This is a genomic window from Bacillota bacterium (genome assembly GCA_009711825.1).
Taxonomy (GTDB): domain Bacteria; phylum Bacillota; class Proteinivoracia; order UBA4975; family VEMY01; genus VEMY01.
In genome coordinates, this window is record VEMY01000033.1 from 1 (window position 1) to 26,926 (window position 26,926).

26 protein-coding genes are annotated in these 26,926 nt (G+C 55.8%); 13 read left to right on the forward strand and 13 right to left on the reverse strand.

Translation table 11 applies throughout. The annotated features are described in order from the left end of the window. The coding region (locus FH749_10695; GenBank protein MTI95932.1) for a LysM peptidoglycan-binding domain-containing protein at positions 1 to 424 on the reverse strand (424 nt) is incomplete at its 3' end. A 332-nt stretch (positions 425 to 756) separates the two neighbouring features. Here FH749_10695 and FH749_10700 point away from each other — a divergent pair. The 7 genes from FH749_10700 (at position 757) to FH749_10730 (ending at position 6,789) form a co-directional block, all read left to right on the forward strand. Beyond that, a complete protein-coding gene (locus FH749_10700; GenBank protein MTI95933.1) occupies positions 757 to 1,896 on the forward strand; it encodes an ABC transporter substrate-binding protein in 1,140 nt (379 codons plus the stop codon). A gap of 61 nt (positions 1,897 to 1,957) precedes the next feature. Then, positions 1,958 to 2,854: a branched-chain amino acid ABC transporter permease gene (locus FH749_10705; protein ID MTI95934.1), complete on the forward strand. Its 897-nt coding sequence runs from the start codon at positions 1,958 to 1,960 to the stop codon at positions 2,852 to 2,854. Then, positions 2,851 to 3,939: a branched-chain amino acid ABC transporter permease gene (locus FH749_10710; GenBank protein ID MTI95935.1), complete on the forward strand. Its 1,089-nt coding sequence runs from the start codon at positions 2,851 to 2,853 to the stop codon at positions 3,937 to 3,939. Before FH749_10705 ends, FH749_10710 begins: the two co-directional genes overlap by 4 nt. Then, positions 3,936 to 4,727: an ABC transporter ATP-binding protein gene (locus FH749_10715; GenBank protein ID MTI95936.1), complete on the forward strand. Its 792-nt coding sequence runs from the start codon at positions 3,936 to 3,938 to the stop codon at positions 4,725 to 4,727. The genes FH749_10710 and FH749_10715 overlap by 4 nt, the downstream gene beginning before the upstream one ends. Further along, the gene (locus tag FH749_10720) at positions 4,714 to 5,424 is read left to right on the forward strand and encodes an ABC transporter ATP-binding protein (GenBank protein ID MTI95937.1); all 711 of its coding nucleotides are present in this window, start codon (positions 4,714 to 4,716) and stop codon (positions 5,422 to 5,424) included. Before FH749_10715 ends, FH749_10720 begins: the two co-directional genes overlap by 14 nt. A gap of 89 nt (positions 5,425 to 5,513) precedes the next feature. Next, complete coding sequence (locus FH749_10725; GenBank protein ID MTI95938.1) at positions 5,514 to 6,452, forward strand: amidinotransferase; 939 nt, start codon at positions 5,514 to 5,516, stop codon at positions 6,450 to 6,452. 43 nt (positions 6,453 to 6,495) lie between these two features. Further along, complete coding sequence (locus FH749_10730; GenBank protein MTI95939.1) at positions 6,496 to 6,789, forward strand: hypothetical protein; 294 nt, start codon at positions 6,496 to 6,498, stop codon at positions 6,787 to 6,789. 65 nt (positions 6,790 to 6,854) lie between these two features. Here FH749_10730 and FH749_10735 read toward each other — a convergent pair whose 3' ends face one another. Further along, entirely contained in the window at positions 6,855 to 8,252 is a 1,398-nt protein-coding gene (locus tag FH749_10735; GenBank protein ID MTI95940.1) for a PLP-dependent aminotransferase family protein, read from the reverse strand. 137 nt (positions 8,253 to 8,389) lie between these two features. On the opposite strand from FH749_10735, the gene FH749_10740 reads away from it, so the two are divergent. The 6 genes from FH749_10740 (at position 8,390) to FH749_10765 (ending at position 15,490) form a co-directional block, all read left to right on the forward strand. Further along, positions 8,390 to 9,253 carry a phosphate/phosphite/phosphonate ABC transporter substrate-binding protein gene (locus tag FH749_10740; protein ID MTI95941.1) on the forward strand — a complete coding sequence of 288 codons (864 nt, stop codon included), beginning with the start codon at positions 8,390 to 8,392 and terminating at the stop codon, positions 9,251 to 9,253. Between the two features lie 15 nt (positions 9,254 to 9,268). After that, the gene (gene phnC, locus FH749_10745) at positions 9,269 to 10,045 is read left to right on the forward strand and encodes a phosphonate ABC transporter ATP-binding protein (GenBank protein MTI95942.1); all 777 of its coding nucleotides are present in this window, start codon (positions 9,269 to 9,271) and stop codon (positions 10,043 to 10,045) included. Beyond that, entirely contained in the window at positions 10,032 to 11,582 is a 1,551-nt protein-coding gene (phnE, locus tag FH749_10750; protein MTI95943.1) for a phosphonate ABC transporter, permease protein PhnE, read from the forward strand. The genes phnC and phnE overlap by 14 nt, the downstream gene beginning before the upstream one ends. A gap of 183 nt (positions 11,583 to 11,765) precedes the next feature. Continuing rightward, positions 11,766 to 13,886, forward strand: coding sequence for a ribonucleoside triphosphate reductase (locus FH749_10755; GenBank protein MTI95944.1), 2,121 nt, complete (start codon positions 11,766 to 11,768; stop codon positions 13,884 to 13,886). Continuing rightward, a complete protein-coding gene (locus FH749_10760; protein ID MTI95945.1) occupies positions 13,879 to 14,574 on the forward strand; it encodes an anaerobic ribonucleoside-triphosphate reductase activating protein in 696 nt (231 codons plus the stop codon). The genes FH749_10755 and FH749_10760 overlap by 8 nt, the downstream gene beginning before the upstream one ends. A gap of 145 nt (positions 14,575 to 14,719) precedes the next feature. Further along, a complete protein-coding gene (locus FH749_10765) occupies positions 14,720 to 15,490 on the forward strand; it encodes an SDR family oxidoreductase (protein ID MTI95946.1) in 771 nt (256 codons plus the stop codon). Positions 15,491 to 15,590: 100 nt separating this feature from the next. Here FH749_10765 and purD read toward each other — a convergent pair whose 3' ends face one another. Genes purD through purE form a run of 11 tightly spaced genes read right to left on the reverse strand, consistent with a single transcriptional unit; the run spans position 15,591 to position 26,856 of the window. Beyond that, entirely contained in the window at positions 15,591 to 16,814 is a 1,224-nt protein-coding gene (purD, locus tag FH749_10770; GenBank protein ID MTI95947.1) for a phosphoribosylamine--glycine ligase, read from the reverse strand. Between the two features lie 13 nt (positions 16,815 to 16,827). Beyond that, positions 16,828 to 18,309: a bifunctional phosphoribosylaminoimidazolecarboxamide formyltransferase/IMP cyclohydrolase gene (gene purH, locus FH749_10775; protein MTI95948.1), complete on the reverse strand. Its 1,482-nt coding sequence runs from the start codon at positions 18,307 to 18,309 to the stop codon at positions 16,828 to 16,830. Continuing rightward, positions 18,300 to 18,869 (reverse strand): phosphoribosylglycinamide formyltransferase, encoded by a 570-nt coding sequence (locus tag FH749_10780; GenBank protein MTI95949.1) that lies wholly within the window; start codon positions 18,867 to 18,869, stop codon positions 18,300 to 18,302. The genes purH and FH749_10780 overlap by 10 nt, the downstream gene beginning before the upstream one ends. Next, positions 18,862 to 19,884, reverse strand: coding sequence for a phosphoribosylformylglycinamidine cyclo-ligase (locus FH749_10785; protein MTI95950.1), 1,023 nt, complete (start codon positions 19,882 to 19,884; stop codon positions 18,862 to 18,864). Before FH749_10785 ends, FH749_10780 begins: the two co-directional genes overlap by 8 nt. Further along, on the reverse strand, positions 19,885 to 21,237 hold the full coding sequence (locus tag FH749_10790) for an amidophosphoribosyltransferase (protein MTI95951.1): 1,353 nt from the start codon (positions 21,235 to 21,237) through the stop codon (positions 19,885 to 19,887). Continuing rightward, positions 21,234 to 23,408 (reverse strand): phosphoribosylformylglycinamidine synthase subunit PurL, encoded by a 2,175-nt coding sequence (purL, locus tag FH749_10795; protein MTI95952.1) that lies wholly within the window; start codon positions 23,406 to 23,408, stop codon positions 21,234 to 21,236. The genes FH749_10790 and purL overlap by 4 nt, the downstream gene beginning before the upstream one ends. After that, positions 23,405 to 24,097 carry a phosphoribosylformylglycinamidine synthase subunit PurQ gene (gene purQ / locus FH749_10800; GenBank protein MTI95953.1) on the reverse strand — a complete coding sequence of 231 codons (693 nt, stop codon included), beginning with the start codon at positions 24,095 to 24,097 and terminating at the stop codon, positions 23,405 to 23,407. Before purQ ends, purL begins: the two co-directional genes overlap by 4 nt. A gap of 4 nt (positions 24,098 to 24,101) precedes the next feature. Next, positions 24,102 to 24,344: a phosphoribosylformylglycinamidine synthase subunit PurS gene (gene purS / locus FH749_10805; GenBank protein MTI95954.1), complete on the reverse strand. Its 243-nt coding sequence runs from the start codon at positions 24,342 to 24,344 to the stop codon at positions 24,102 to 24,104. Beyond that, positions 24,344 to 25,054 (reverse strand): phosphoribosylaminoimidazolesuccinocarboxamide synthase, encoded by a 711-nt coding sequence (locus tag FH749_10810; protein MTI95955.1) that lies wholly within the window; start codon positions 25,052 to 25,054, stop codon positions 24,344 to 24,346. Before FH749_10810 ends, purS begins: the two co-directional genes overlap by 1 nt. Continuing rightward, positions 25,055 to 26,359, reverse strand: coding sequence for an adenylosuccinate lyase (locus FH749_10815; GenBank protein MTI95956.1), 1,305 nt, complete (start codon positions 26,357 to 26,359; stop codon positions 25,055 to 25,057). A 5-nt stretch (positions 26,360 to 26,364) separates the two neighbouring features. Next, entirely contained in the window at positions 26,365 to 26,856 is a 492-nt protein-coding gene (gene purE, locus FH749_10820; protein MTI95957.1) for a 5-(carboxyamino)imidazole ribonucleotide mutase, read from the reverse strand. Positions 26,857 to 26,926: the final 70 nt, after the last annotated feature.

Sequence of the window (26,926 nt, forward strand, 5' to 3'; positions counted from 1 at the left end):
GACAGGTTGCCGGAATACGACAGGGGGCCGGCGGTCCTGGGACACACAGCACATCGCAGGGGAAAATCACGTTGGGATTGGGGATGTGGGGGTTGGCGGCGATCAGCGCATTGAGGCTGACACCAAACCGTTGGGCAATCAGGAACATGGTGTCTCCCGGCTGAACGGTGTACCTACCCTGGAATCCGGGGGGACAGGTCGCCGGAACACGACATGTAGGCGGCGGCGCCACACCAGGCACGCAAAGCACATCGCCGGGGAAAATCAAGCTGGGATTTGGAATATGCGGGTTGGACGCAATCAAAGCGTTGAGACTGACACCAAACCGGCGGGCAATGAAGAACATGGTATCCCCAGGCCGGACGGTGTACCGACCCTGAAACCCTGGCGGGCAGGATGCAGGCACCCGACCGCCCTGACGCATTTGCTGGTCATCGCTGATGTTCTGACAGCAGCTGGTAAGTTTCTCATCCATCTGCATGTACCTCCCTTCTCTTCTGCGCAAGCCTTGTATGGCCTGTGCTCCCTACATACTATGAATCTGAATCGTAAAAGGTAAGTGGGCGATTTTCCCGGTTGACGGCATTTGTTGAGCTCTCAACTGTAATAATCGGCATGGAAAATATTTACCGCTTTAATGGAATATCTATAGTAGTGGATAATTGCCTGAAGGATTACAAAGGGGTGATGTTTCAGAAATTAGTCGTGCAGGTCGCGCAGGTCTCAATTTCATTTCAATCTCAAGGAGGAGAGGGTATGTTTAAGAAGCTTGGTTTTGCGGTACTGGCTCTTGCCCTAATCGCCTTCCCCCTGGCCGGATGCGGCGGGGGAGACGATGATGTGATTCGCATCGGCGTCTATGAACCGATGACCGGCGTCAATGCCGCTGGCGGGGAAATGACTGTAGAAGGTATTGAGCTGGCTAATGAACTGTTTCCGGAAATCCTGGGCAAGCAAATTGAGATCATCGTGGTGGACAATAAATCTGAACCTCAAGAAGCTGCCAACGCTGTTTCGCGTCTGATTGACCGGGATAATGTGCACGCTATCATCGGCAGCTATGGCAGTTCGTTATCCATGGCCGGTGGCCCCGTGGCGGAAGAAGCTGGCATTCCCGTGGTCGGATGCTCCCCCACCAACCCCCTAGTCACCCTGGGCAATGATTACTATTTCCGGGTCTGCTTCATCGACCCCTTCCAGGGCACCGTCATGGCTAACTACGCTGTCAATGAACTGGGTGCAAAGACAGCGGCAATCATCAAGGATGTAACCCAGGATTACTCAGTCGGTCTGAGCAACTTTTTCAAGCAGGCGTTTGTCGAATTGACCGGCGATGCCGACTCCATCGTCGCCGAAATCAATTACAACACCGGTGACCAGGACTTTACTCCCCAGTTGCAGACAGCAAAAGCCGCCAACCCCGACGTTATCTTTGCCCCTGGGAACTATGCTGAATCAGCACTGCTGATCAAGCAAGCCCGGGAGGCGGATATTACCGTCCCGATTCTCGGCGGCGATACCTGGGAAGCGCCAGATTTCCTGGACGTGGGCGGCGACGCAGTTGAAGGTGTTGTATACAGCACCCACTTTACTGCCCAGGCACCAGTCACTGCCAGGTCCAATGAGTTCCTCGATGCATATCGGAATAAGTTTGGGGCGGAAGCGAACGCATTTGCCGCTCTCGGCTATGATGCCTATCTGGTGATTTTGGACGCCATCGAGCGGGCAAACAGCCATGACCCCGGGGATATCCGGGATGCCCTGGCTGACACCCAAATCTTCGAGGGCGCAACCGGGATAATCACCCTTGATGAAAATGGTGATGCCACCAAGAGTGCGATTATCAATACGGTAGAAAACGGTGAATTTGTCTACCTGACTACGGTGCACCCGTAATAATCTGAACAGCTCCCCCTCCACCGAGGGGGGGCTATTCTTCCAAGGGGGGGTATATACGATGAGCGGCACCGAGTTCACTCAACACATATTCAATGGAATCGCTCTGGGTAGCCTTTACGCGTTAATCGCCATTGGCTATACCATGGTATACGGAATACTGCGCCTGATAAATTTTGCCCATGGCGAAATTCTGATGTCGGCAATGTTTTTTGCGATGTTTGGCGTCACCTTATTTTCCCTGCCCTGGCCAGTGGCATTTTTGCTGGCTATCCTTTTGACAGCTGCCTTTGGTATCTCAATTGAGCGCATGGCTTACCGCCCACTCCGTAACGCGCCACGGATATCTGTCTTAATATCAGCGATTGGTGTTTCTTTTTTGCTCCAAAACCTTGGTCTGGTTGTGTTTGGAGCCCGGCCCAAAGCTTTTCCCCGTCCAGACATGTTCAACCAACTCTGGCATTTGGGAGATGTTTCTGTTCTCAGTCTCAACCTGTATATTCCAATATTCACCGTACTGCTGTTAATCGGTCTTACTTGGTTTATCAACAAAACCCGGACGGGAATGGCGATGCGGGCAGCATCCAAAGATCTAGATACCGCCCGGTTAATGGGCATTGATGTCGATAAAATCATCTCCATCACCTTTGGCATCGGCTCCGCCCTGGCTGCATTCGGCGGCATCATGTGGGCAATGAAGTACCCTTCGATTCATCCGCTGGTCGGCTTGTTTCCGGGCCTAAAATGCTTTATTGCTGCCGTCGTTGGCGGTATTGGCAACGTCCCTGGCGCCATGCTGGGCGGATTTATCCTCGGCGTAGGTGAAATAATGTTGGTCGCCTTTATGCCAGAACTCTCCGGATATCGGGATGCCTTCGCCTTCGTTCTGCTGATTTTCATTTTGCTGGCCAAGCCCACCGGTATTCTCGGGGAAAAGACAGCTGAGGTGAAGTCATGAAAATCGGCAAAATTCACTTACACAAACACTGCTTGCTGACAATTGGCTCTACTTTATTGCTCCTGGTGGCAATTATTCTGGTCAGCGAGTTCAGATTGCTGGATGCATATAAAGTCCGTGTCCTCAACCTCTGTGCCATTTACGTGATTCTTGGTCTGAGCATGAACTTGACTTTGGGCTACGGCGGACTCCTGGCCCTGGGCACCGCCGGATTTATGTGCGTGGGCGCCTATATTTCCGCACTGCTCACCATGTCTCCCGAACAAAAAGTGGCGAACTTCTTTTTAGAACCAATTGTTCCCTGGCTGGCCAATGTGGAAGTCGCATTTGTTATCGCCATCATAGCTGCCGGCATCGGCGCCGCCATTTTCGGTTTCGTAATTGGCGCACCGGCCCTGAAGTTGCGGGGGGATTACCTGGCCATTGCCACCCTGGGCTTCGCCGAGATTATCCGAGTTGTGTTCACGAATACCCAGAGTTTAACCAACGGCGCCCTCGGCCTGAAGGGCATCCCCAGTCACACCAACCTTTACTGGAGCTGGGGGCTGGCAATATTGGCGGTCATTCTTGCCCGGACAATGGTTACCAGTAGCTATGGCCGCGCCTTCAAGGCAATCCGGGACGACCAGACTGCCGCCGAGGCCATGGGCATCAACCTGTTTAAGCATAAAGTAACTATCTTTGTAATCAGCGCCTTTATGGCCGGGATCGGTGGCGCCCTGATGGGCAACTTAATAGTCACTGTCAATCCCACCTTTTTCCGGTTTATGCTTACCTTCCAGGTGCTACTAATCGCAGTTATTGGTGGCCTCGGCAGCATTAGTGGTACGGTAATTGCCGGGATTATTGTTACCATCGCCACCGAATGGCTGCGCATCTTTGAATCGCCAATGGACTTAGGCTTTATGCGCATCCCAGGAATTCCCGGCATGCGTATGGTCATCTTCGCCGTGCTGCTGATGGCGGTGATTATCTTCTGGCGTCAGGGCCTAATGGGCCGCACTGAGGTAAGCTGGGAGCGGACATTTGCCTTCTTGAACCGTGTCCGCACCCGCTTTCAAAGCGGAAGGGGGGTTGGGCAATGAATATCTTGCGTATTGAAGGCATTACCAAGAAGTTCGGCGGCCTGACAGCGGTCAAAGACTTTAACCTCGAACTCAAAGACGGAGAAATTGTCGGCCTTATCGGCCCCAATGGCGCCGGCAAGACCACCGCATTCAACATGATTACGGGCATCTACCGCCCCACCAGCGGAACGGTCTGGCTACGCTCACCCCAACAGCCCAAACAACTGATTGACCTTACCAAGCTTAAACCCCATGTTGTCACCGGCTTGGGCATTGCCCGCACGTTCCAGAACATCCGCTTGTTCGCGGGCATGAGTGTGCTGGAAAATGTTATGGCTGCCTGCCACCTACGCATGCAGGCCAGCCTCGCGGAAGCAGTCCTGCGCCTGCCCCGTTATCGGCGCGAAGACCGTCAAATCAGGGAAAAGGCGTTGGAGCTGTTAACAGCGCTTAATTTGGAAGATGCATTGCACGAGCCATCCGTCTCCCTGCCCTATGGCAAACAACGGCGCCTGGAGATAGCCCGGGCCCTGGCCACCGAACCGCGGATCCTGCTTTTAGACGAACCGGCAGCCGGCATGAATCCCCAGGAATCCAATGAGTTGATGGACTTCATTCGCCACATTCGCGACGAGTTCAAGCTCACCATCTTCATGATTGAACATCATATGCGGGTGGTAATGGGCGTTTGTGAACGGATAAAGGTCATCGACCACGGCGTGACAATTGCCGAAGGCAACCCAAAGGAAATCCAAAACAATGAGCAGGTTATCAAGGCTTATCTGGGGGTGGATGCCGGTGCTTAAAATCGAGAACCTCCATGTCCGCTATGGCGGCATCCATGCGCTCAAGGGGATTAGCTTTGAAGTACCCAGTGGTAAAATTGTCACTCTGATTGGCGCCAACGGCGCCGGCAAGAGCACAACCCTGCGGGCCATCGTCGGCCTGGAGAAAATATATAGCGGCACTGTGACCTTTCAAGATACGGAGATCACCAACCAGAAAACTATCGCCACCATCGGCGCCGGCATCACTATGGTACCGGAAGGGCGCCGGGTCTTTCCCGATATGACCGTTTATGAGAACCTCTGCATGGGGGCTTACGGGCGCCGCGAGAGCAAAGAAATTCGCCGGGATATGGACTGGGTTTATGAACTGTTCCCCCGGTTGCTGGAACGCAAAACCCAGCTGGCAGGTACCCTATCGGGCGGTGAACAACAGATGCTGGCCATCGGACGCGCATTGATGAGTCGGCCACAACTGATGATGATGGATGAACCTTCTCTGGGCCTAGCGCCGCTTTTGGTCCGGGACGTATTTAACATTATCCGGCAGATTCATCAGGAAGGCGTAACGATATTGCTCATCGAACAAAACGCCCGGGCCGCATTGCAACTTGCCGATTACGGCTATGTGCTGGAAACAGGTAATGTCGTCCTGGAAGGCAAAGGCAGCGACCTGGCGGCCAACGACCAGGTGCGCAAAGCCTACCTAGGGGAATAACCTGCCCCAGGACTGTACGGACCTTACCTGCAGGAAAATGCCCCCTGTCCATGGAAGTAAGCAATAACCACTGGACAGGAGGGCATTTTATGACATCAAGAGATATAGAAGCTATTCCCGGAGAACGTTGGTTTCCCAATGAAGAAGAGTTCCAGAACGATATGCCGGATTTCTGGGGCGACTGGGGCGTGGCATCAGAGGTAGAGCCACTGAAAGCGGTGCTGTTGCGCCGACCGGGCCCAGAGATTGAATCCTTCGACCATGCCCATGTCCGCTTTAAAGCGCCTGTAGACCCGGAAAAATTCCGGGCCCAACATGACGCCCTGGCTGCAATCTACCGAGACCACGGTGTTCAGGTATATTATGTCGATAATCAGCGCCCTGACCGACCCAATGCTGTGTTCATGCGTGATTTGGTATTCATGACGCCGGAAGGTGCGATAATCGGACGCCCGGCTATGCGCGAGCGCCGGGGCGAAGAACGCTACGCCGCCGAGGCCCTGGCCGCCTTGGGCGTGCCGATTCTCCGCACGATCAATGGCGCAGGAATTTTTGAGGGCGCCAACGCCCTCTGGGTAGATTGCCAGACAGTGATTCTTGCCACCGGCTCCCGCACCAACCGGGACGGCTATGAGCAGGTGGAGTATGAACTGCGTCGCCTGGGTGTAAACGAAATCATCCCGATGCAAATTCCGTACGGCCATGCCCATATCGACGGCCTGTTGAACCTGGCAAGCCAAGAGATTGCCATGGTTCACGCCCCTCAGGTTCCTTATGACGTCTGCGCCGCCCTGCGTAAACGCGGTTATCGAATTCTGGAAGCTCCTTCCCAAACTGAAGCCAAGGAGACCTTGGGCGTAAACTTTGTCGCCATCCGTCCCGGGCTGGTTGTGCAGCCCTCTGGTAATCCCCGCTGCCGGGAAGAGCTGGAGAAACACGGCGTCGAGGTTATCACTGCGGAGTTTGACGAGATTCTCAAGGGTTGGGGGGCCGTCCACTGTGTGACGGCGTTCCTTAAACGCGGCTAGGAATCTCGGTTTCGGCGAACTCCACACCGCTCTCCGCGCGGAGATGCACCGGACCTACGAATTTAGCTTGCTGTTCAGAACTCACTTCTTTGTTGCCGGCCTGGCCCTGGGGTTGTTGCCTGGCCTGGAAGCAAGTGCAGGCAAGCGGGGCGCAAAACCGATTTGGCCGCGGCTGTTACTCCTCGGCCTGCCGTTTTTAATCCTTGGCCTGCTTATGGTTTGGCCAGCTTGGATTGGACACATCTTTCCCAGATTTTTATGGCTATACAGCGAATACACCCAGCTATTCGCTGGCGCGGTGGTGGGTTATGTGCTGCCAACCAGTTTCCGCAAGTAATTCAAAAAGACGTGGGAGACCACGTCTTTTTGATTGCAGGCAGATGCGGAACTGCCCGGGGCAAGTTAGAGCAGGGGGCTGGCGGATGCGGGACGGGCCAGGGTCTCAAGGGCTTGGGCGATGAGCTTGATGCCAGGCTCAATCTCGTCCTCATGGACAGCTGCAAAGCTGAGGCGGAACCAACGCTGCTGGGCGCCAAAATAGCTGCCAGGGCTGATGAGCACGTTTTTTTGCAGACAGAGCTCATAGAGCGAATTGCTGTCAAAGCGATCGGGAAGCTGCAGCCAGAGGTGCAGACCGCCTTCAGGAGCGGTAAACCGCAATTGGGGTAAATACGTCTCCACAGCCCCAATCAATACTTGATAGCGCTGGGCATAAATCTCTTTCATCGATTGCAAATGCTTGTGCCATGCCTGTTGGCGCAGGTAAAGGTCGAGGGTCCGCTGCAACAAGCCAGAACTGGAAATATCCGAGTATTGCTTGGCGGCGCTGACGGTGGCTGTCAGCTGGTCGGGTACAGCCAGGACCCCCAGGCGCAGGCCCGGCATCAGGATCTTGGAGAAGCTCTTAATAAAGAATACTGCCCCTTCCCGATCCAGGGCTTTTAAGGGCTGCCGGGGCGGACCACTAAATGACATTTCGCTCAGATAGTCATCCTCAACGATGGTAAATCCATGTTTAGCTGCTAAATAGAGCAGCTTTTCTTTTTTCATTTGCGAATAACTGTAACCGGTAGGGTTCTGATAATTGGGCATTACATAGAACAGTTTTGGCCGGTGAGTCCTCAGTTTGTAGGCGATGGCAGCCAGATCCGGTCCATCTTTCTCCAGGGGAACCTCAATTATCCGGGCGCCCCGGGACATGAAGGAAGCGATTGCTCCTTGATACGTCGGACTTTCCACCATGATTTCATCACCATGATTGATCAGGGTTTTGGCAGCCAGGTCGATCCCCTGCTGAGCACCGGAGATAACTTGTACATTTTCGATTTTTACGTCGACACCGGCAGTGGCCAGATATTCTTGAAGGGACTGCCGCAACGGATAATAGCCCTCGCTTTCCTGGTAGCCAAAGGCATGGCCGCCATCCCGGTCCAGCACCTGATTCAGGAGGTCGCGGCAAACCTCGATCGGAAAAATTTCCGGCGTCGGCGTACCACTGGCGAAGTTAATCCCTTCGTGGGGCACCGAAATTTGCCGGGTCGGTTCTGGAGCAGGCGCCACCCGCACATAGGTGCCGCTACCCGGCCGGGGCCAGGCATAACCTTCCTGCTCCAACAGCCGGTAGGCCGTAACTATGGTTACTGAATTAACCTGCAGTTCCCCCGATAATTGGCGAATTGAAGGCAATTTGCTGCCCGGCGCCAAACTGCCGGCATCGATTGCCTGACGCAGCTGATCGGCAATTTGTCTATACAGGGGGATATCGCTATCGTGGTCCAAGCGTACTGGTACACTATCCATAATTCTTCTCTCCTTATTGACAAAGCTGATGGGACGGTGCCATAATTAATATAGCAAAACATAGAAGCATACCCATACACTTATTTTACCCGGGAAGCATGGGTATGTAAAGCACATACTGAAAAGAGGTCTTGAGTATGAAAAAACTTGCTTTAATTATCGTTTTAGTAGTTGCCTTCAGCTTGGCTGGCTGCGCCCAGCCCGAAGAAGAACTGGTGATGGGCTTTGTCCCGATGCGTGATGCCGAGTCATTGATTGAAAGCGTCGAACCACTGGCGGAAATGCTCAGCGAAGAACTAGGCGTTAAGGTCCGGCCATTTACGGCAGTGAACTATGTGTCGGTTGTTGAGGGACTGGGTTCCGGGCAGGTGGACTTTGGTTTTATCCCGCCTTTCAGCTATCTGCTGGCCAACAGCGAAAGTGAGGCCCAGGTCATCCTCACCGCCCTGCGCAGCGACGGTCTCCCCTTTTATCGGTCGCAAATCCTTGCCCGGGCAGACAGCGATATCAGCATTGAAGATCTTTATGGCCTGCGGGTTGCCTTTGTCGATCCTGCATCCACTTCCGGCTATCTATATCCTGCAGCCCATCTAATTAATCTTGGTTATGATATCGACAAGGATTTCAACCTGGTTTATGCCGGTGGCCATGATCGCGGCCTGCAGGCATTACTCAACGGCGATGTAGACGTGGCAGCTGTCTTCCTCGATGCCAGAGAGCGCTATAAAGCAGAGTTTCCCCAGGCCATGGATGACACAGTGCAATTGGCTGTCACCGATCCGATTCCCAACATCTCCGTGACCGTGGCCGGGGGAATGGATGAAGAGATGGCCCAGCGACTGGCAACAGCGCTTTTGAACATTGCCGAAGACGAAGCCGGCGCCGAAATGCTTCGAGAATTGTTTGACATGTATGGATTTGTTCCGGCTACCGACAGCGATTACGACATCGTCCGGCAAACAGCCCGGACCCTGGATGTTGACCTCAGGGAGGCAGAGTGACAGGAGGCGGTGCTAATGATCCAGTTTGAGGCAGTAAACAAAACTTTCCCCGGCGGGGTCAAGGCCCTGTCCGGGGTCAATCTTACTATTGAGAAGGGCGATTTTGTCGCCGTGGTCGGACTAAGCGGCGCCGGTAAATCCACTTTGCTCCGGGCAGTGAACGGTCTGGTACGCCCAGAAAGTGGCAGGGTGCTGGTGGACGGCAGTGATGTGGCGGCCATGGCAGGCAAGGAACTGCGGAGATTGCGTCGGCGCATCGGCCTGATTTTCCAGGACTATAATTTGGTGGACCAGTCGCCGGTGCTCACCAATGTCCTGGCCGGCCGTCTCGGCTACAACTCTGGTTGGGGCTCGCTTGTGGGCAAGTTTCCCCCGCAAGATGTGGACTTGGCAAAGCGCTGCTTGGCGCAAGTTGAGCTTACCGATAAAACCTATGAGCGGGCAGGCAATTTGAGCGGCGGCCAGAAACAACGGGTGAGCATCGCCCGGGCCCTCGCCCAGGAGCCGGCAATCATCCTTGCCGACGAACCGGTGGCCAGCCTCGACCCCCCTACCGCACATGACATTATGCAATACTTTAAACGCATCAATCGTCAACAGGGAATTACCATCCTCATCAACCTGCATGACATCAACCTGGCCTGTCAGTATGCCCGCCGAATCATCGGCATGCGTCAGGGCCAGATTGTCCACGACGGTCCCAGCGACTCGGTGTGCAGCGAGACCTTCTCTGAAATTTACGGTCGCTCCCCGCACCCGGCAGAAATAGAGGCAGGCCATGCGGCGTCTTAAGCCGGCGCTGGTCCTTGCCTTTTTGCTGTTCTGCGGCTATCAGGTGGGCTTTAACCCCGTTCGCATCTGGCAAGGTTTGCCGCAAATGGGCGCATTACTGGAGCGAATGCTCAGTCCCGACTGGGGCTATGTCATGGAAGTCATGGACAGCCTGCTGGAAACCCTACAGATGGCGCTGGTGGGCTCGATTCTTGGCACCGTCTTCGCCCTGCCCCTGAGTCTGTTGGCCGCAGAAAACATTACGCCACATCCGGCCATCTACCGGGTTATCCGCAGTATCATGGCCGCTGTCCGGGCCCTGCCCCATGTGTTCTGGGCAGCATTCCTGGTTACCTTGTTCAGCATCGGCCCCGGCGCCGGCATCCTTGCCCTGGCAATCACCAGCTGCAATCTGGTCGCCAAACTATTGAGCGAGTATATTGAGGGGCTGGAAGCCCGTGAGCTGGAAGCCATCCATGCCGTGGGCGCCGGCCGTGCCGCATTGATTGTCTACGCTGTCCTGCCCCGCATCGGCGGGCGTCTCTGGTCTTTGTTTTTCTTCAGCCTGGAAGTCAACACCCGGGCTTCCACCGTCCTGGGCATGGTGGGCGCCGGTGGCATTGGTCAACTCTTGTGGCGGGATTTGAACTTTTTGCGCTACGACCGCTTGGCCACCCTGATACTCTTGCTCTTTGCCACAATCGCCTTGATTGACATCGCCGGCTGGCTCGCCCGCCGCCTGCAATTGGTGCAGCTCCCGGGGCTGAATTTCAAAACCTACCGCAGCTTTCGTCTCTGGTCCGGCCTGAAATTGGCCAGCGGCCTGGTGGCGTTGACGATTGCACTGGTTTGGGGCCTGTCGCTTCTGGACATGGGCTGGGAGCGCCTTTTCCTGGGGCTCGAACAGGGTACCGTCATGGTCAGGCGCATGCTGCAACCAGACTGGACGTATTTTTACCGCCTGCGGCAAGGTCTTGCGGAAAGCTTCTACATCGCTGTCTTTGCCACCGGGATTGGTTCCTTAGCAGCAATACCAGCGGCACTTATGGGCGCCGGCAATCTCTGGCGGTTTCAGGCCTGGCCGCTGTTTAATAAACTCCTGGTGAACCTGATTCGCACCTTCCCCTCGCTGATTTTGGCGATTATGTTTTTCCGAGGCGTCGGTCCCGGGCCACTGGCAGGCGCCTTGGCCCTGACCATCTACACCAGCGGCGTCCTGGGCAAGCTCTATACCGATATTGTCGAAAGCATGGACAGCCGGGCGCTCCTGGCCCTGCGCGCCACCGGCGCCACATCAGTCCAGGTCCTACGCTTCGCTGTGCTGCCCCGGGTGCTGCCCGATTTCCTGGCCGCATCCCTCTATCGTCTGGAATCCAACATTCGTACCGCCACCATCCTTGGTATCATTGGCGCCGGCGGCATCGGCACCTACCTAATGATGAACCTGGAAGCCCGCAATTGGGAACGGGTCGGCTTACTCCTAGGAGGGATGATCGTTCTCGTCCTGGCCGTAGACGCCTTCAGCGGTATCATACGCAAACGGATATCCACACGCTAACGGGACGCGCCACGCGTCCTGTTTTTTAATGGGTACCACTGTTTCAGAGTGTGAAAAAAAGAATTTGCCAATTTGGCAGGATTATTCCTCCCCCGTGTCTAATTAGTTACCAACCACAATATATTGTGGTTTACATAATCGGTAAACACAATTTATAGTGTTCTAGCGAGGGAGGTTATTCAGATGTTTGTAAAAATTAAAAAGAGAGACGGGTCAATTGTTGAATTTGAACAGCCGAAGATTACCCGGGCAATCCGGGCCGCCCTGACTGCCAACTATCCTGAGCGCAGTCGGGAAGAGCTGATTAAACTAGCAGAAGTGATCTCCGACCGGGTGTTGTATCGACTGGGTCAAATTAAGCTGGCCAACGGCTACCCAACGGTTGAAGAAGTCCAAGACACTGTCGAAGAAACTTTGATGGAGGTCGGTGAACGCCAAACTGCCCGCCGGTACATTCGCTACCGACTTCAGCACGAGTACATGCGGGAATATAAGCAAACTTATGTGGACGCCCAGAAGCTGGTGACCGAATATGTCACCAAAGAGGATTGGAAGGTCACCGAGAACTCCAACATGGATTTCTCGCTCCAGGGACTGAACAATCACGTAATTTCTGAAGTCACCAAGGGTTTTTGGCTTAACCAGATTTACCCGCCGGAAATCAAAGAGTGCCATCAAAACGGCGATTTCCACATCCACGACATGGGCCTATTGGCGCCCTACTGCTGCGGTTGGTCCTTAGAAGACCTGCTGATCGACGGATTCCGGGGTGTGCACGGCAAAGTAGAGAGCTCGCCGCCCCGCCACTTCCGCACCGCCCTCGGTCAGCTGGTGAACTTCTTTTACACACTGCAGGGCGAGGCGGCCGGAGCCCAGGCAATCAGCTCCTTTGATACCTACCTTGCCCCCTTTGTGCGCCACGACAAGCTCTCCCAAACGGAAGTGCGCCAGGCAATTCAGGAATTTGTCTATAACCTAAACGTCCCCACCCGGGTCGGCTTCCAGACCCCGTTTGTCAATCTGACCATGGACTTGGTCTGCCCTTCTACCCTCGCCGACCAGCCGGTGATCATCGGCGGCGAACCCAAGGACAATAAATACCAGGACTATCAGAAAGAAATGGACATGATCAACCTCGCCTTCTGCGATGTAATGATGCAGGGCGATGCCCGGGGACGAATATTTACCTTTCCCATCCCCACTTACAATGTCACCAAAGACTTTGACTGGGACAACCCGGTGGTCAACGCTGTCATGGAAATGACCGCCCGCTACGGCATCCCCTACTTCGCCAACTTCATCAACAGCGACATGTCTCCCGAGGACACCCGCAGCATGTGCTGCCGGCTGCGTCTGGACAACCGGGAATTGCGCAAGCGGGGCGGCGGCCTGTTTGGCGCCAACCCCCTGACCGGCTCGATTGGCGTTGTCACCGTCAATTTGGCCCGCCTCGGCTACCTCTCCCGCAACGAAGAGGAGTTCATCAACCGCTTGCACCGGTTGATGGATTTGGCCAAGTCTTCGCTGGTGATAAAACGCAAAGTCATCGAGAAGAACACCGAACTGGGTCTCTACCCCTACAGTCGCTTCTACCTGCGCACTGTCCATGAGCGTTTCGGCGAGTATTGGAAAAACCACTTCAACACCATCGGCATCAATGGCATGAATGAAGCAATTGCCAACCTGTTTGGCACCGGTGAAAGTATTGCCACACCCCGGGGTCAGGCCTTCGCAAACAAGGTTCTGGAATACATGCGGGCGGTGATGATTGAATACCAGGAGGAAACCGGCGATCTGTTTAACCTGGAGGCGACTCCGGCAGAAGGCACCGCTTACCGTCTGGCCCGCATCGACCGGCGCGCCTATCCCGAAATCCACACCGCCGGCGAAGACGAGCCCTATTACACCAACTCCAGCCAGTTGCCGGTCGGTCTCACCGAAGACGTATTTGATGCCCTGGATTTGCAAGATGATTTGCAGACCAAATATACCGGCGGCACTGTGTTCCACGCTTTCCTCAATGAGTCCATCGATGACTTGGAGACCTGCAAAAACCTAGTCAAATCAATTCTGGAAAACTACCACATTCCCTACCTGACCATCTCCCCCACCTTCTCCATCTGTCCCGACCACGGCTTCATCAAGGGCGAGCAATTCAGTTGCCCCACCTGCGGCCGGGATACTGAAATCTGGACCCGGGTGGTTGGTTTCCACCGGCCGGTGCAGAACTGGAACCCGGGGAAGAAGGAAGAATACAAGGACCGGCTGGAATTTGAGTACAGCCAGAAGGCCGGTAATGAGTAAAGATTATTGCTTCCGGGGCGTGCAGAAGACCAGCGTCATCGATTTTCCCGGCAAGGTTGCCTGTGTGTTCTTCGTCGGCGGCTGCAATTTTCGCTGTCCTTTCTGCTACAACATTTCGCTGGTGGAAAGGACATCACCGGAAATTCCCTGGGAAGAGATCTGGCAATTCCTGAACCGGCGCCGCACTGTCCTCCAGGGCGTTGTAATCAGCGGTGGCGAAGCGACTTTAGCCCCTTGGCTGGGTGATTTTCTGGCAAAGGTCAAAGGATCCGGGCTAGCAGTGAAACTTGACACCAACGGCTATAAGCCCGATGTACTGGCTGACCTGCTGGAGCGAAAACTGGTGGATTATGTGGCTATGGATATCAAAAACAGCCCCGGCAAATATGCCGAGACCGCAGGGCTGGAGCTAATGGATATGGGTAAAATCACTGAGTCGGTGAAGCTGCTTAAAGATTCGGGAGTGGCCCATGAACACAGAACCACTGTTGCTGTCGAACTGCATACTGTTGCGGATATAGAGGAAATTGCCGCCTTCTGCCAGGGTGGTGAGCGCTTCTCCCTCCAGGCCGTGCAGCCGGAGCCCAACTTAAGTGGTAAAAAGTTTACCGCACCAGCTCCTGCAACAATGCAGCAGATGGCCACAATACTACGCAAGACGTTTACCGAAGTTCACATCCGCCCATAATGTTCGAGAAAAAAGGAGCCCTAGCAGCAGCGGCTCCTTTTTGGTTCAAAGATTTATTATGCTTTACAGAAATATCCAGTGTAACAGGCGGAGATTAACCAAAAAATATAGTGAAACGAATACAATCCTGTGGAGGAGATAGTTAATGTCCTTTCATAAAAAAATTGTCGTAATCACTGGTGCTGCTGGTGGAATCGGCAAAGAAACTGCCCGCCAGTTTGCTGAGGAAGGAGCGAGGCTCTGCCTGGTCGACTTAAAACAGGAGAGTATTGAGGAGATGGCAGAGGAGCTTCGCCTGAACAAGGACAATTATATCGCGGTTGCCGCAGATGTTTCCAGGGAAGAAAATGTAATTGATTATGTAAAACAAACTTTTATCAAATTCGGTACTATCGATGTCTTTGTTAATAATGCCGGTATTGAAGGAAAGGTTCAACCGATTACAGAAACCACCGATGACAACCTGTCCCTGGTTCTGAATGTAAATGTGAAGGGTGTTCTGTACGGAATGAAACATGTTCTGCCGGTAATGATGAAAAACATGCGGGGTAGTATAATCAATACCGCCTCAGTTGCCGGGTTTATTGGTTCACCGGGTATGGCCTCGTATGTTGCTTCCAAGCACGCTGTGCTAGGACTTACGAAAACAGCTGCTCTTGAAGCTGCCGAAGCCGGGGTCAGGGTCAACGCAGTTTGCCCATCCCCAGTAGACAACAGAATGATGCGCTCTATTGAAGAGGGCATTGCGCCTGGTAGCGGTGTAGAGATAAAAAAGCAATTTATCAATGCAATCCCTCTGCAACGCTATGCTTTGAATGAAGAGATTGCCCAGCTGATTCTATTCCTGGCTTCTGATAAATCAAAATTTATCACCGGCACTGCCTACCGAATTGATGGCGGAATGGCAGCGAAATAACATAACTCGAAGGACACCTTTTTCCAAAGTAAACGGAGCTGCGGTTCAAACCACAGCTCCGTTTTTATGTGGGCAAAATGGTTATCGTCCCCGAGACAAGTTAGAGGCCGATGTCATTCCGATGGTGCATGCCGGGGAAACTGACCTGGGCAACGGCTTTGGACAGCTGTTTGCGGGCGGTTTCCACATCTGACGCGGCGGTGGTCAGGCTCAGCACCCGGCCGCCGTTGGTCACCAGCTTATCATCCTGCCAGGCGGTGCCCCCCTGATAGGCGGTGACTCCCGTTGGCAACTGGTCGAGACCAGCAATCTCATCGCCTGTCCGCGGTTTGCCCGGATACCCTTCCGCCGCCAGAACCATGGTCAGGGCCACACCCTTGGACCAGGTCAGACAGCGAGGCAGTTCGCCCTTGGCGACTTTCAGCAATACCTTGAGCAGATCATCTTCCCACAGGGAAAGGATTGCTTGGGCTTCGGGGTCGCCAAAGCGGACGTTAAATTCCAGCACCTTGGGGCCCGCTTTGGTGAGCATCAGGCCGGCGTAGAGCACGCCGCTGAAGGGGCGGCCATCTGCATCCATGGCGGTGAGGGTGGGAGTGATGATTGTGTTGCAGATTTCGTGCTGCAATTCGTGGTCCACCAGTTCAAAACTGCTGACGGCGCCCATACCGCCGGTATTGGGGCCGGTGCCATTGTCTCCGACCCGTTTATAATCGCGGCTGGGGGCAAGGAGCACATACTCGCGCCCCTGAGCCAGGACCATAAAGGAGAGTTCTTCCCCCTCTAAATATTCTTCAATCACTGCCGGACCGGTGAGGGCTGAAGCGGCGGCCCTGGCTTCTTCCAGCGTTTGGGCCACAGTCACGCCTTTGCCTGCAGCAAGGCCGTCGGCCTTGATCACCACCGGCGCCTGCCAATTCTCCAGAGCCCGCAGGGCTTCCTCTTGGCCAGCCACCAGCTGATAGCGGGCGGTGGGAATGTTGTTGCTTACCATCAGTTCCTTGGCGAAGGCCTTGCTGCCCTCTAATTGGGCCGCCGCCTTTGAGGGACCGAAGCAGGGTATACCCACTTCCCGCAGACAATCGCTGACTCCGGCCAGAAGGGGCGCCTCAGGACCAATCACCGCCAGGTCTATCTCCATCCGCTGAGCATAGGTGGCCAGGGACGGACCGTCATTGGGATCAATATCTCGCACCTGTGTCACCCTGCCCTGAAGAGCGCCATTGCCGGGCAGCCAATACAGTTCGCAGGGCATCGGACTGGCGAGAATCTTTTCTGCCAAGGCATGCTCCCGGGCGCCTGCACCAATCACTAGTATGCGCATATTGCTACCTCCTTTAATGGCGGAAATGCCTGATTCCGGTGAGAATCATTGTGATTCCAGCCTTTTCGGCTGCAGCCATAACTTCCGGGTCGCCTTTAGAACCGCCGGGCTGAACTATCGTCGCAATTCCAGCGGCAGCTGCGGCCTCAACGACATCGGGGAAGGGTATAAAACCGTCGGAGGCCAGCACAGCCCCCTTGGCAGCTTCTGCGGCTGAATTCAGGGCCACACGCGCCGCATCAATGCGGCTGGTGGCGCCGCTGCCAATACCCAGTGTGCGACCGTCTTTGGCAAGCACAATCGCGTTGGATTTGGCATGCTTGACGGTGAGCCAGGCCAAAAGAGCATCGGGGTCAAGTTCTTCATCGGTCTGGCCAAGATCGGCGTCCTGAACCAAGACACCACCTGCAATCGAGCGCAGCACGCGGCCGCCGTTCTTTTTAACCGGACACTGCAGGAGACGCAGATTCTTCTTTTTGGCCAGGATTTCCCGGGCATCAGCATCGAACTCCGGGGCAATTATCACTTCCAGGAAAATCTCCTTGAGTAAGCTTGCAGTCTCAGCGTCCACGGACCGATTTAAGGCAATAATCCCCCCAAATATGGAGACAGGGTCGGAGTCCCGGGCGCGGCTAAAGGCCTGGGCTATTGTTTCGCCAATGCCGACGCCACAGGGCACTGCATGCTTCACCGCCACCGCAGCCGGCTGGTCAAACTCGGCCACAAGTCCGAACGCCGCATCTGCGTCGTTAAGATTATTGTAGGAAAGTTCCTTGCCCTGGAGCGGGGAGGTTGCCGCCAGGGTGCCTGCGCCGCCAGATAGAGTATATAGTGCAGCGTGCTGTTGGGGATTTTCCCCATAGCGCAGGTCCTGGCGTTTTTCCAGGGCAAGGGGGAGAATTTCAGGGTACTCGGTTTCCGTCAGCCAAGCGCTGACGGCAGCATCATAGGCGGCTGTGTGGGCAAAGGCCGCTGTCGCCAGTTCCCGGCGCAATTGTTGCTCAAAACCATTTCCGTGTTTCAGAGCAGATATCACCTGCCCATAGTCAGCAGGCCGGCATAGGGGCAAGACCCAGGGGAAGTTCTTGGCTGCAGCCCGGAGCATCGCAGGGCCGCCAATATCTATCATCTCCAGGGCCTGCTCCTGGGTGCAGTCTGGGTCGGCAATTGTCTGGGAGAAGGGATAAAGATTGACAACGACCAGATCAAAAGCTTGGATTTCATGGGCCTGCAGTTGATCCCGGTGAGCAGCCAAATCCCGGCGAGCGAGAATACCGCCATGAATCCGGGGGTGTAAAGACTTGACACGTCCATCAAGGATTTCCGGGCTTCCGGTTACCTGCTCTACAGAGGTAACTGCAAGTCCGGCTTTTTGCAGCGTGCTGGCGGTGCCGCCGGTGGAGACAATTTCAACGCCCAAGGCAGCCAACTCCCGGGCCAGTTCCACCACACCTGTTTTGTCAAAGACGCTGATCAGCGCCCGCTTTATTTCCATCGTTGATCCCTCCACATCAATACGGCCTCAGCCAGTAGTTTATGCTCCCAGGGCTTAATGCGCTGGTGCAGGGTCTCCGGGGTGTCATCAGTGAAAACCGGTACCGCAGCCTGCAGTAAGATTGGTCCGGTGTCCATCCCGGCATCAACTTGATGCACCGTGCAACCGCTTACCTTGACGCCATACTCAATTGCCTGCCGCGGCGCATCCAGGCCGGGGAAGGCCGGCAGCAGCGAAGGATGGACATTTATTATTGCCGGGAAATGCTCCAAGAAACTCTCGGGTAAGATCCGCATGTAACCGGCCAGCACCAGCAGCTGCGGTTGATAGGGGTCTAGCACTGCTGCCAACCGCTGATGAAAGGCCTCGCGCCCCTCTCCCGCTGTAGGCGCTACTGCCTGGGCAGGAATTCCCGCTTTGCGGGCCCGCTCCAAGGCCGGGGCCTTGGGATTATCCGAAAGCACAGCGACAACCTCGGCCTCCCCCGGCGCATGCACCTGATCAATCAGGGCCTGTAAATTGCTGCCCTGACCGGAAGCCAGCACCGCCAACTTAAACATCTATCTTCACCTGGCCGCTGCCGGGGGACAGGTGGCCAATCTGCCAGGCCTCGCAACCCAAGTTGTTGCAGGCAGCGATTGCCTGCTCCGCCTCCTCTTTGCTGACCACCAGCGTATAGCCAATCCCCGCATTAAAGGTAGCCATCAGTTCCGCCTCGTCAATGCCGGCCTTGGCCAGCAACTGATAGATGGCGGGGCGGGGCCAAGAATTACTCTGAACTATTACATCTAAGTGTTTCGGCACTGTCCGGGCCAGATTCCCCGGCAGACCGCCGCCGGTAACATTGGTCATCGCCTTGACGTTTACATCTTTCCTCACTTGCTCGACTAAGGCAGTGTAAAGTCTGGTTGGTTTAAGTGCCGCCTCCGCTAAACTGCCGTCAAGGCCCGGATAAGTCTCCTCCATGGCCAGCAGCCCCTCTGACAACAGTTTTCGAAACAGAGAGAAACCATTACTGTGGAGACCATTGCTGGCGAGGCCAATTACCACGTCACCCTCACAACAAGTGCTGCCGTCGACAATCTCGTCCCGCTCAACCACACCAACTGCGAAGCCGGCAATGTCGAAATCTCCCTGGGGGTAAAAACCCGGCATTTCAGCGGTCTCTCCCCCGAGCAACGTGCACTTGCTCTCGCGGCAATACTGGGCAAAACCGGCGACCACTCGCTTTGCCACATCAGGGGACAACTGACCGCAGGCCAGGTAATCCAACATGAACAGGGGGCGGGCGCCGGAGGTGGCGAGATCGTTGAGACACATCGCCGCCGCGTCCATCCCCGCTACCTCGGGCCGATCATGGTCAATCAATAGGCGCAGCTTGGTGCCGACACCGTCTGTACAGCTGACCAGAACTGGCTGCCGGTAACCCTCGGGCAGGGCAAAGAAGCCGGCAAAACCGCCTACACCAGACAACACATGACTCTGGTCGGTCGCTTCAGCCAAATTACCGTATTCGGTCACCAGTTTGTCTGCAGCCTGGACATCGACGCCGCTGTCCTTGTAGGTGAGTTTCATCTAACCCCTCCTTACCGGATGGTTGCCGCTGAAACAACCGGTGCACAAAGAGTCAGGTGCAAGACCGGTGGCAGCAACTGTCTGCTCCTCAGACAAAAATACCAGAGAATCAGCATCAATATATTTCCGGATTTCCTCCACATCCATCCGGGCTGCAATCAGATCATCCCGGGTATCAATCCCCAAACCGCAGGGGTAGCGTACCGGTGGCGAGGCGATCCGTAGATGCACTTCCCGGGCCCCCGCCTGGCGGAGCATGGTAACCAGCCGTTTGCTGGTTGTGCCCCGGACCAGAGAATCATCCACCAGCACAACCCGCTTGTCCGCCACCACGCCCTGGATCGGATTCAGTTTCAGGGACACGCCCTGATCCCGTTGTTCCTGGCTGGGACGGATAAAGGTGCGCCCGAGGTAACGGTTGCGCACAAGACCGGTCTCGTAGGGAAGGCCGGAGCCTTCCGCATAACCGACGGCGGCGGAAAGGCTTGAGTCGGGAACGCCGGTGACAATATCGGCATCGGCCGGCGCTTCCTTGGCTAGCAGATGGCCCATCTGGCGACGCACTGTATGCACATTACCGCCAGCGAAGGCGCTGTCTGGACGGGCAAAATATATATATTCAAAGATGCAAAAGCTGTTCTTTTTGGCCGGGAGCAAGCTGCTGGCTTCAAGTCCTTGCTCAGTGATTGAGAGCATTTCCCCTGGTTCCACCTCCCGGACAAACTCGGCACCCACCGTATCCAGGGCACATGTCTCCGAAGCCACAACCCAGCCACCGTCGCTTAGCTTACCCAGGACCAAGGGTCGGATACCGTGGGGATCGCGAATCGCCAGCATCCGGCCCGGTGTGAGCAGGACCAGGGCATAGGCGCCCCTGACCTGGCCCAGGGCTGAAACGAGAGCGCTGTCCAACTCGGTGGTGGAGCGAGCAAGCAGGTGGGCAATAACTTCACTGTCAGAATCGGTCTGGAAGATTGAGCCCTGGAGTTCCAGCTGATCGCGGATCTCCTTGGCGTTCACCAGATTGCCGTTATGGGCAAGGGCCAGCGACCCCAGCCGGCTGTTAAAGAGCAAGGGTTGACCATTTGCCAGAGTGGCTGCGCCACAAGTAGAATAGCGGACATGACCAATGGCCGCCTGGGCCCGGTTCTCGCCGGGATGCCAACCGCGAAAAGCGTCTTCCACCAGGCCGAGCCCCTTCTTTATCCGCAGGCCGTCCTTGTCCCAGACAATGCCAGCGCTTTCCTGGCCCCGGTGCTGCAGGGCGACAAGACCGAACATGGTCATCAGGGTCGCCTCACCGCCGGGATGCCAAATGCCAAACACGCCACATTCCTCATAAATTGGTCTCATTGGCCAAACACCGCTTCCAGGGGCGAGTGCCAGGCGGTGGCCAGTTCGCCTACACTCAGATTGACTTGGTTGCCGATTTGGAGATGATTACCGCCAACTGTGCCCAAGATGCGGACGGGCAAATTATGCTCCGCTACCATTGACTGAAGCCCAGGCAATGATTCTCGCTCCACAGCCACCACCACAGCGCCGGGTGACTCGGCGAACAACCAACAGTCAGGTCGCACACCGACAGGAATCTCAACCGACATTCCCACCTTGCCACTGATTGCCATTTCCGCCAGTGTTACGGCGATTCCGCCTTCGCTGACATCATGGGCAGCAGCCACCAGCCCATCGGCGATGGCCTGGGGCAGAAAATTGCAAAGCCGGCTCTCCAGCTCCAGATCCACCTTGGGAATCGGGCCGGTGAGACGCCCCAGTTTGTTATACAAGTACTCACTGCCGCCGAGGCGCGGTTGGAGATTGCCCACAAGCAACAACTGCTGACCTGCTGCCGGGATAATCGTACTGGTCTTATTTATGTCAGCGGTCAATCCCACCATCCCAATAACCGGGGTGGGGAAAATGGCGGTGCCGCCGCTTTCGTTGTAAAGGCTTACATTGCCCCCCACCACGGGGGTGTCCAACGCCCGACAGGCGTCAGCCATGCCAGAAATCGCCTCGGTCAAGGTCCAGTAGTGCTCGGGATTTTCCGGACTGGCGAAGTTAAGACAGTTGGTGACCGCCGCCGGCTTTGCGCCGGTGCAGGCCACATTCCGTGCAGCTTCGGCCACCGCCCGCCGCGCCCCTTCCCGGGGGTCCAGCTGACAATAGCGGGAGTTACAGTCGGTGGCAGCGACAATACCCTGGGTGCTGCCAGGGATGCGCAACACTGCCGCGCTCAGGCCCGGGGCCTGCACGGTGTTGGTGCCCACCATATGATCATACTGGCGGAACACCGGCGCCCGACTGCAGATATTGGCGCTGCCTAAAAGATTCAAAAGCTCTTTATTATAATCGGCTTCCGGTAAATTCCTGGCGCCGTCTTCGTCAGCCTGGACGAGCCACTGGGGGCGTTTGACCGGCGGGTTGCGCCGGGGGACGCCATCGGCAAGAGCGGCTGCCGGCACCCGGCCCACCACATCGCCGTGCATACGCAGCACCATGTCGCCACCGTCGATTACAGTGCCGATCGCCTCGGCCTCCAGGCCCCAACGGGCAAAGACTGCCTGAACTGCCTCCACCCCTTCTGGGGTAACTACAACCAGCATCCGCTCCTGGGATTCAGAGAGCATCAGCTCCACAGGTGTCATGTTTTCTTCCCGCACCGGCACCCGAGAAAGTTCCAAATCCAGGCCACATTCACCCCGAAACGCCATCTCGCAGGCCGAGGAGGTAATGCCAGCGGCGCCCAAATCCTGGACACCGATAATATATGGATTGTCCGCCAGTTCCAGACATGCTTCCAGCAACAGTTTTTCGGTAAACGGGTCGCCAACCTGCACTGCCGGCCGGTCGGCATCGGTGTCCTCCGCCAACTCGGTGGAAGCAAAGGCAGCGCCGGCAATACCGTCCCGTCCAGTGCGGGCGCCCACCAACAGAACCTGATTGCCTGGCCCGGCTGCGGTTCCTTTTTTCAGTCGGTCAAGGGGCACAAGCCCGATGCACATGGCATTGACCAGCGGGTTTTTTGTGTAACAATCATCAAAATAGACTTCGCCGCCCACTGTCGGGATGCCCAGACAGTTACCGTAACCGGCGATACCGCTAACCACACCTTTGAGCAGATAACGAGTGCGCTCCTGGCTTGGGTCTCCGAAGCGCAGAGAATCAAGGATGGCCACCGGCCGGGCGCCCATGCTAAACACATCCCGGACGATACCGCCGACTCCGGTGGCGGCGCCCTGATAGGGCTCTACCGCTGAGGGGTGGTTGTGGCTTTCTATCTTAAAAGCAATGCCCAGATTTTCACCGGCCTTGATGACACCGGCGTTTTCGCCGGGGCCCTGAACCACCAGCTCGCCGCTGGTGGGCAAGTTTTTCAGGAGATTGCGGGTGTGCTTATAGCTGCAGTGCTCTGACCACATGACGCCAAACAGGGCCAGCTCCAGTTCGTTGGGCTCCCGTTGCAGCTGTTCGACAATTGCCTGGTATTCAGCTTCAATAAGTCCGTATTTCTGCCAATTCATTGCCTGGCCTCCCATCCCCGAACAATTGCGGCAAACAGCCGCTGTCCGTCTGTACCGCCAAGAATCTTTTCTACTGCCCGCTCTGGATGGGGCATCATCCCCAGGACATTGCCCTCGGCGTTGGTGACAGCGGCCACATTGGCCACGGCGCCGTTGGGATTGGCAGCAGAGGAGACATTGCCTGCCTCATCGCAGTACCGGAAGACCACTCCACCCCGTGCTTCCAAACCCTTGAGCTCATCTGGAGGTAGATAATAGCTGCCGTCGCCGTGGGCGATTGGCAGGTGCAGTAATTCCCCATCCAGATGACGAGTAAACATATTATCCCGGCCTTCTACACGCAGCCACTGCCACTGGCAGCGGAACTGGAGGTTGTCGTTCCGTTGCAGACTGCCGGGCAGCAGTCCTGCTTCGGTCAGGACTTGAAAACCATTGCAGATTCCAAGGACAAGACCGCCCTTATTGGCAAAGTCCGTCACTTGCTCCATGACTTTCGCGAACCGGGCGATGGCGCCGGGCCGCAGGTAATCACCGTAGGAGAAGCCACCGGGAAGCACCACACAATCCACCGCCGGCAGTTCGTCCTCGGCATGCCAGAGGTAACTGACTTGGTGGCCGAGGTATTTCAGTGCGTTATAAGTGTCTGCATCGCAATTGGAGCCGGGAAATACCGCTACACCGAAGTGCATCGTCCTACGCCTCCATCAGTTGACAGTGATAGTCTTCGGTGACGGGGTTAGCCAGAAGCTTCGCGGCCATTCTGCGGCCCTGTTCCAGGGCCGCTTCACCATTTTCAGCAGGGATGTCGACTATAATTTCTTTGCCTACCCGCACCGCGTCAACGTCAAAACCCAGCTCAGCCAGGGCCCCGGCTACTGCCTTCCCCTGGGGGTCGAGGATTCCGGATTTTAGCTGCACACTGATTTTCACCCACATCAGAAGCTGCCTCCTTCTAGACGCCGCAGCACTTCCCGGTATCCAGCCAGAACATCGCCACTGTCATTGCGGAACCGGTCTTTATCCAACCCCTCCATCGTTCCGGCCTGCCACAGGCGGCAGGTGTCAGGAGAGAACTCATCAATTAACAGTAATTTTTCGCCGTCGCGGCCAAATTCCAGTTTAAAATCCACCAGCTCCAGGCCGATATCGGCGAACAGTGGCTTTAAGGCCTTGTTTACTGCCAACGCCTGCTCAGCCAGCTCCTGACATTCTTTCGCCGTAGCCAAGTCCAGCATCTCGACATGGTCGATAGTCAGCAGTGGATCGCCGAGATCATCATTTTTATAGAAAAACTCCACCAGTGGCTTTTCCAAGGTCAGTCCCTGCTCCAGACCAAGCCGACGGCAGATGCTGCCGGCCGCCCGATTGCGGACCACCACTTCCAGGGCCACCAGCTCAGCGGCCCGCACCAGCTGGGACCGGTCATCCAACTTGCGCACAAAGTGATTGTCCACTCCCGCCTCATGCAAAGCTGTAAAAAGAATTGAGGAGATGCGGTTTAACAGTTCGCCCTTGCCAGCCAGCACATCCCGCTTTGCGCCGTCGCCGGCGCTTATCGCATCACTATATTCGGCCACATAGAGCCCGGGATCTTCGGTCTTCCAGATTGACTTCACTTTACCTTTATACAGCAGTTCCTTTTTCATTTACGCATCCTCCTCTGGAATCGCCCGCGCCAGCACCTGATCAACCCGGGCCAGTAAGCGGTCAAGATTAAATATTTCCTGCAGCTCTTCCTCTGGAAGCTTGGCGGTCAGTTCCGGATCCGCCAACAAAACATCCTTTAGATGGCCACCCTGCTGCCAAACCTGCATTGCCGACTTTTGCACCAGATCATAGGCGTCCTCCCTGGTCATCCCTTTGTCCACCAGGGCCAAAAGCACACTGCCGGAGAAGGTAAGACCGCGGGAAAGGTCAATATTGTGCTCCATCTGTTCTGGGTAGACATGGAGATTACCAACGATACCGGTGAGCTTATGCAGCATATAGTCCACGAGAATCGTGCTGTCGGGGAGAATTACCCGCTCCGCCGAGGAGTGAGAAATGTCCCGCTCATGCCAGAGTGCGACGTTTTCCAGCGCCGTGACCGAGTTGGCCCGCACCACCCGGGCGAGCCCGCAGAGTTGCTCACAGTTCACGGGGTTACGTTTATGGGGCATTGCAGAGGACCCCTTTTGCCCGGCCCGGAAGGGCTCTTCCAGCTCCCGGGTTTCGGTGCGCTGCAGATTGCGAATCTCCAAAGCCACCTTCTCAATCGAGGCTGCCACCAGAGCCAGTGCACTCACAGCCGCCGCGTGTCGGTCCCGCTGCAAAACCTGGGTGGAAACAGGCGCCGGATTCAAACCAAGTTTTTCGCAAACATATGCTTCAATTTCCGGCGGGATGTTAGCAAAACTACCCACAGCCCCCGAGAGCTTGCCCACAGCCACATCTTCCCGGGCCGCCAGCAACCGAGCACGCTGCCTGGTAAACTCCTGATACCAAAGGGCGAATTTCAGACCCAATGTTGTCGGTTCTGCATGCACGCCATGGGTGCGGCCCATCATCACCGTGTGCCGGTATTTCTTAGCCTGGCTGGCCAACACCGGCAGCAATTTATCCAGGTCTGCAATGATGATATCCAAGGCCTGAACCAGCTGACAGGCCGTGGCAGTATCTACCACATCAGAAGAGGTAAGCCCATAATGAACGTAACGGGATTCCTCGCCCAGACTTTCGGAAACGCAGCGGGTAAAGGCGATTACGTCATGGCGGGTGCTTTCCTCGATTTCCAGAATCCGCTCCACGCTGAACCGGGCATTGGCGCGGATCTTCTGCACCGCGTCTTCAGGGATTTTACCCAATTTCGCCCAGGCCTCGCAGGCAAGGATTTCGATATCCAGCCAAAGCTGAAACTTGTTTTCCAACTCCCAGATTGCTGCGATTTCCGGCCGTGAGTAGCGTTCAATCATTTACATCAACCCCCGATTTTTTCCTGCAACTTGGCGTCTTTGGCCAAAACCTGTTTCGCCTGCTCGCGTTTAAACTCTGCCAGCTTGCCGTCTAGAGCATCGTCGGCGACTGCCAGCATCTGCACCGCCAACAGGGCCGCGTTCTTGGCATTGTCGATACCAACGGTGGCCACCGGCACTCCCGGCGGCATTTGTACGATGGAAAGCAGTGCATCGTTACCATTCAGGGGACCGGCGCCAATCGGCAAACCAATTACCGGCCGCCGCGTATGTGCAGCCACAACACCCGGCAGGTGAGCGGCCAACCCTGCCGCAGTGATAAACACTTTCACGCCCCGGTTTTCCGCGTCCCTGATGAACTCCACACATTCTCCCGGTGTCCGGTGGGCCGAAAGCACCCGGGCTTCAAACTCCACGCCAAACTCCCGTAAAACCTTAACCGCCGCTTCCAACCGTGGCCAATCTGAATCGCTTCCCATTAAAATCGCTATTTGCATATTAAACACCTCCGTAATTAGTATAACCAAAAAGCCCAGGCCGGGTAGGTGTACGTGAGAAACCTACCCG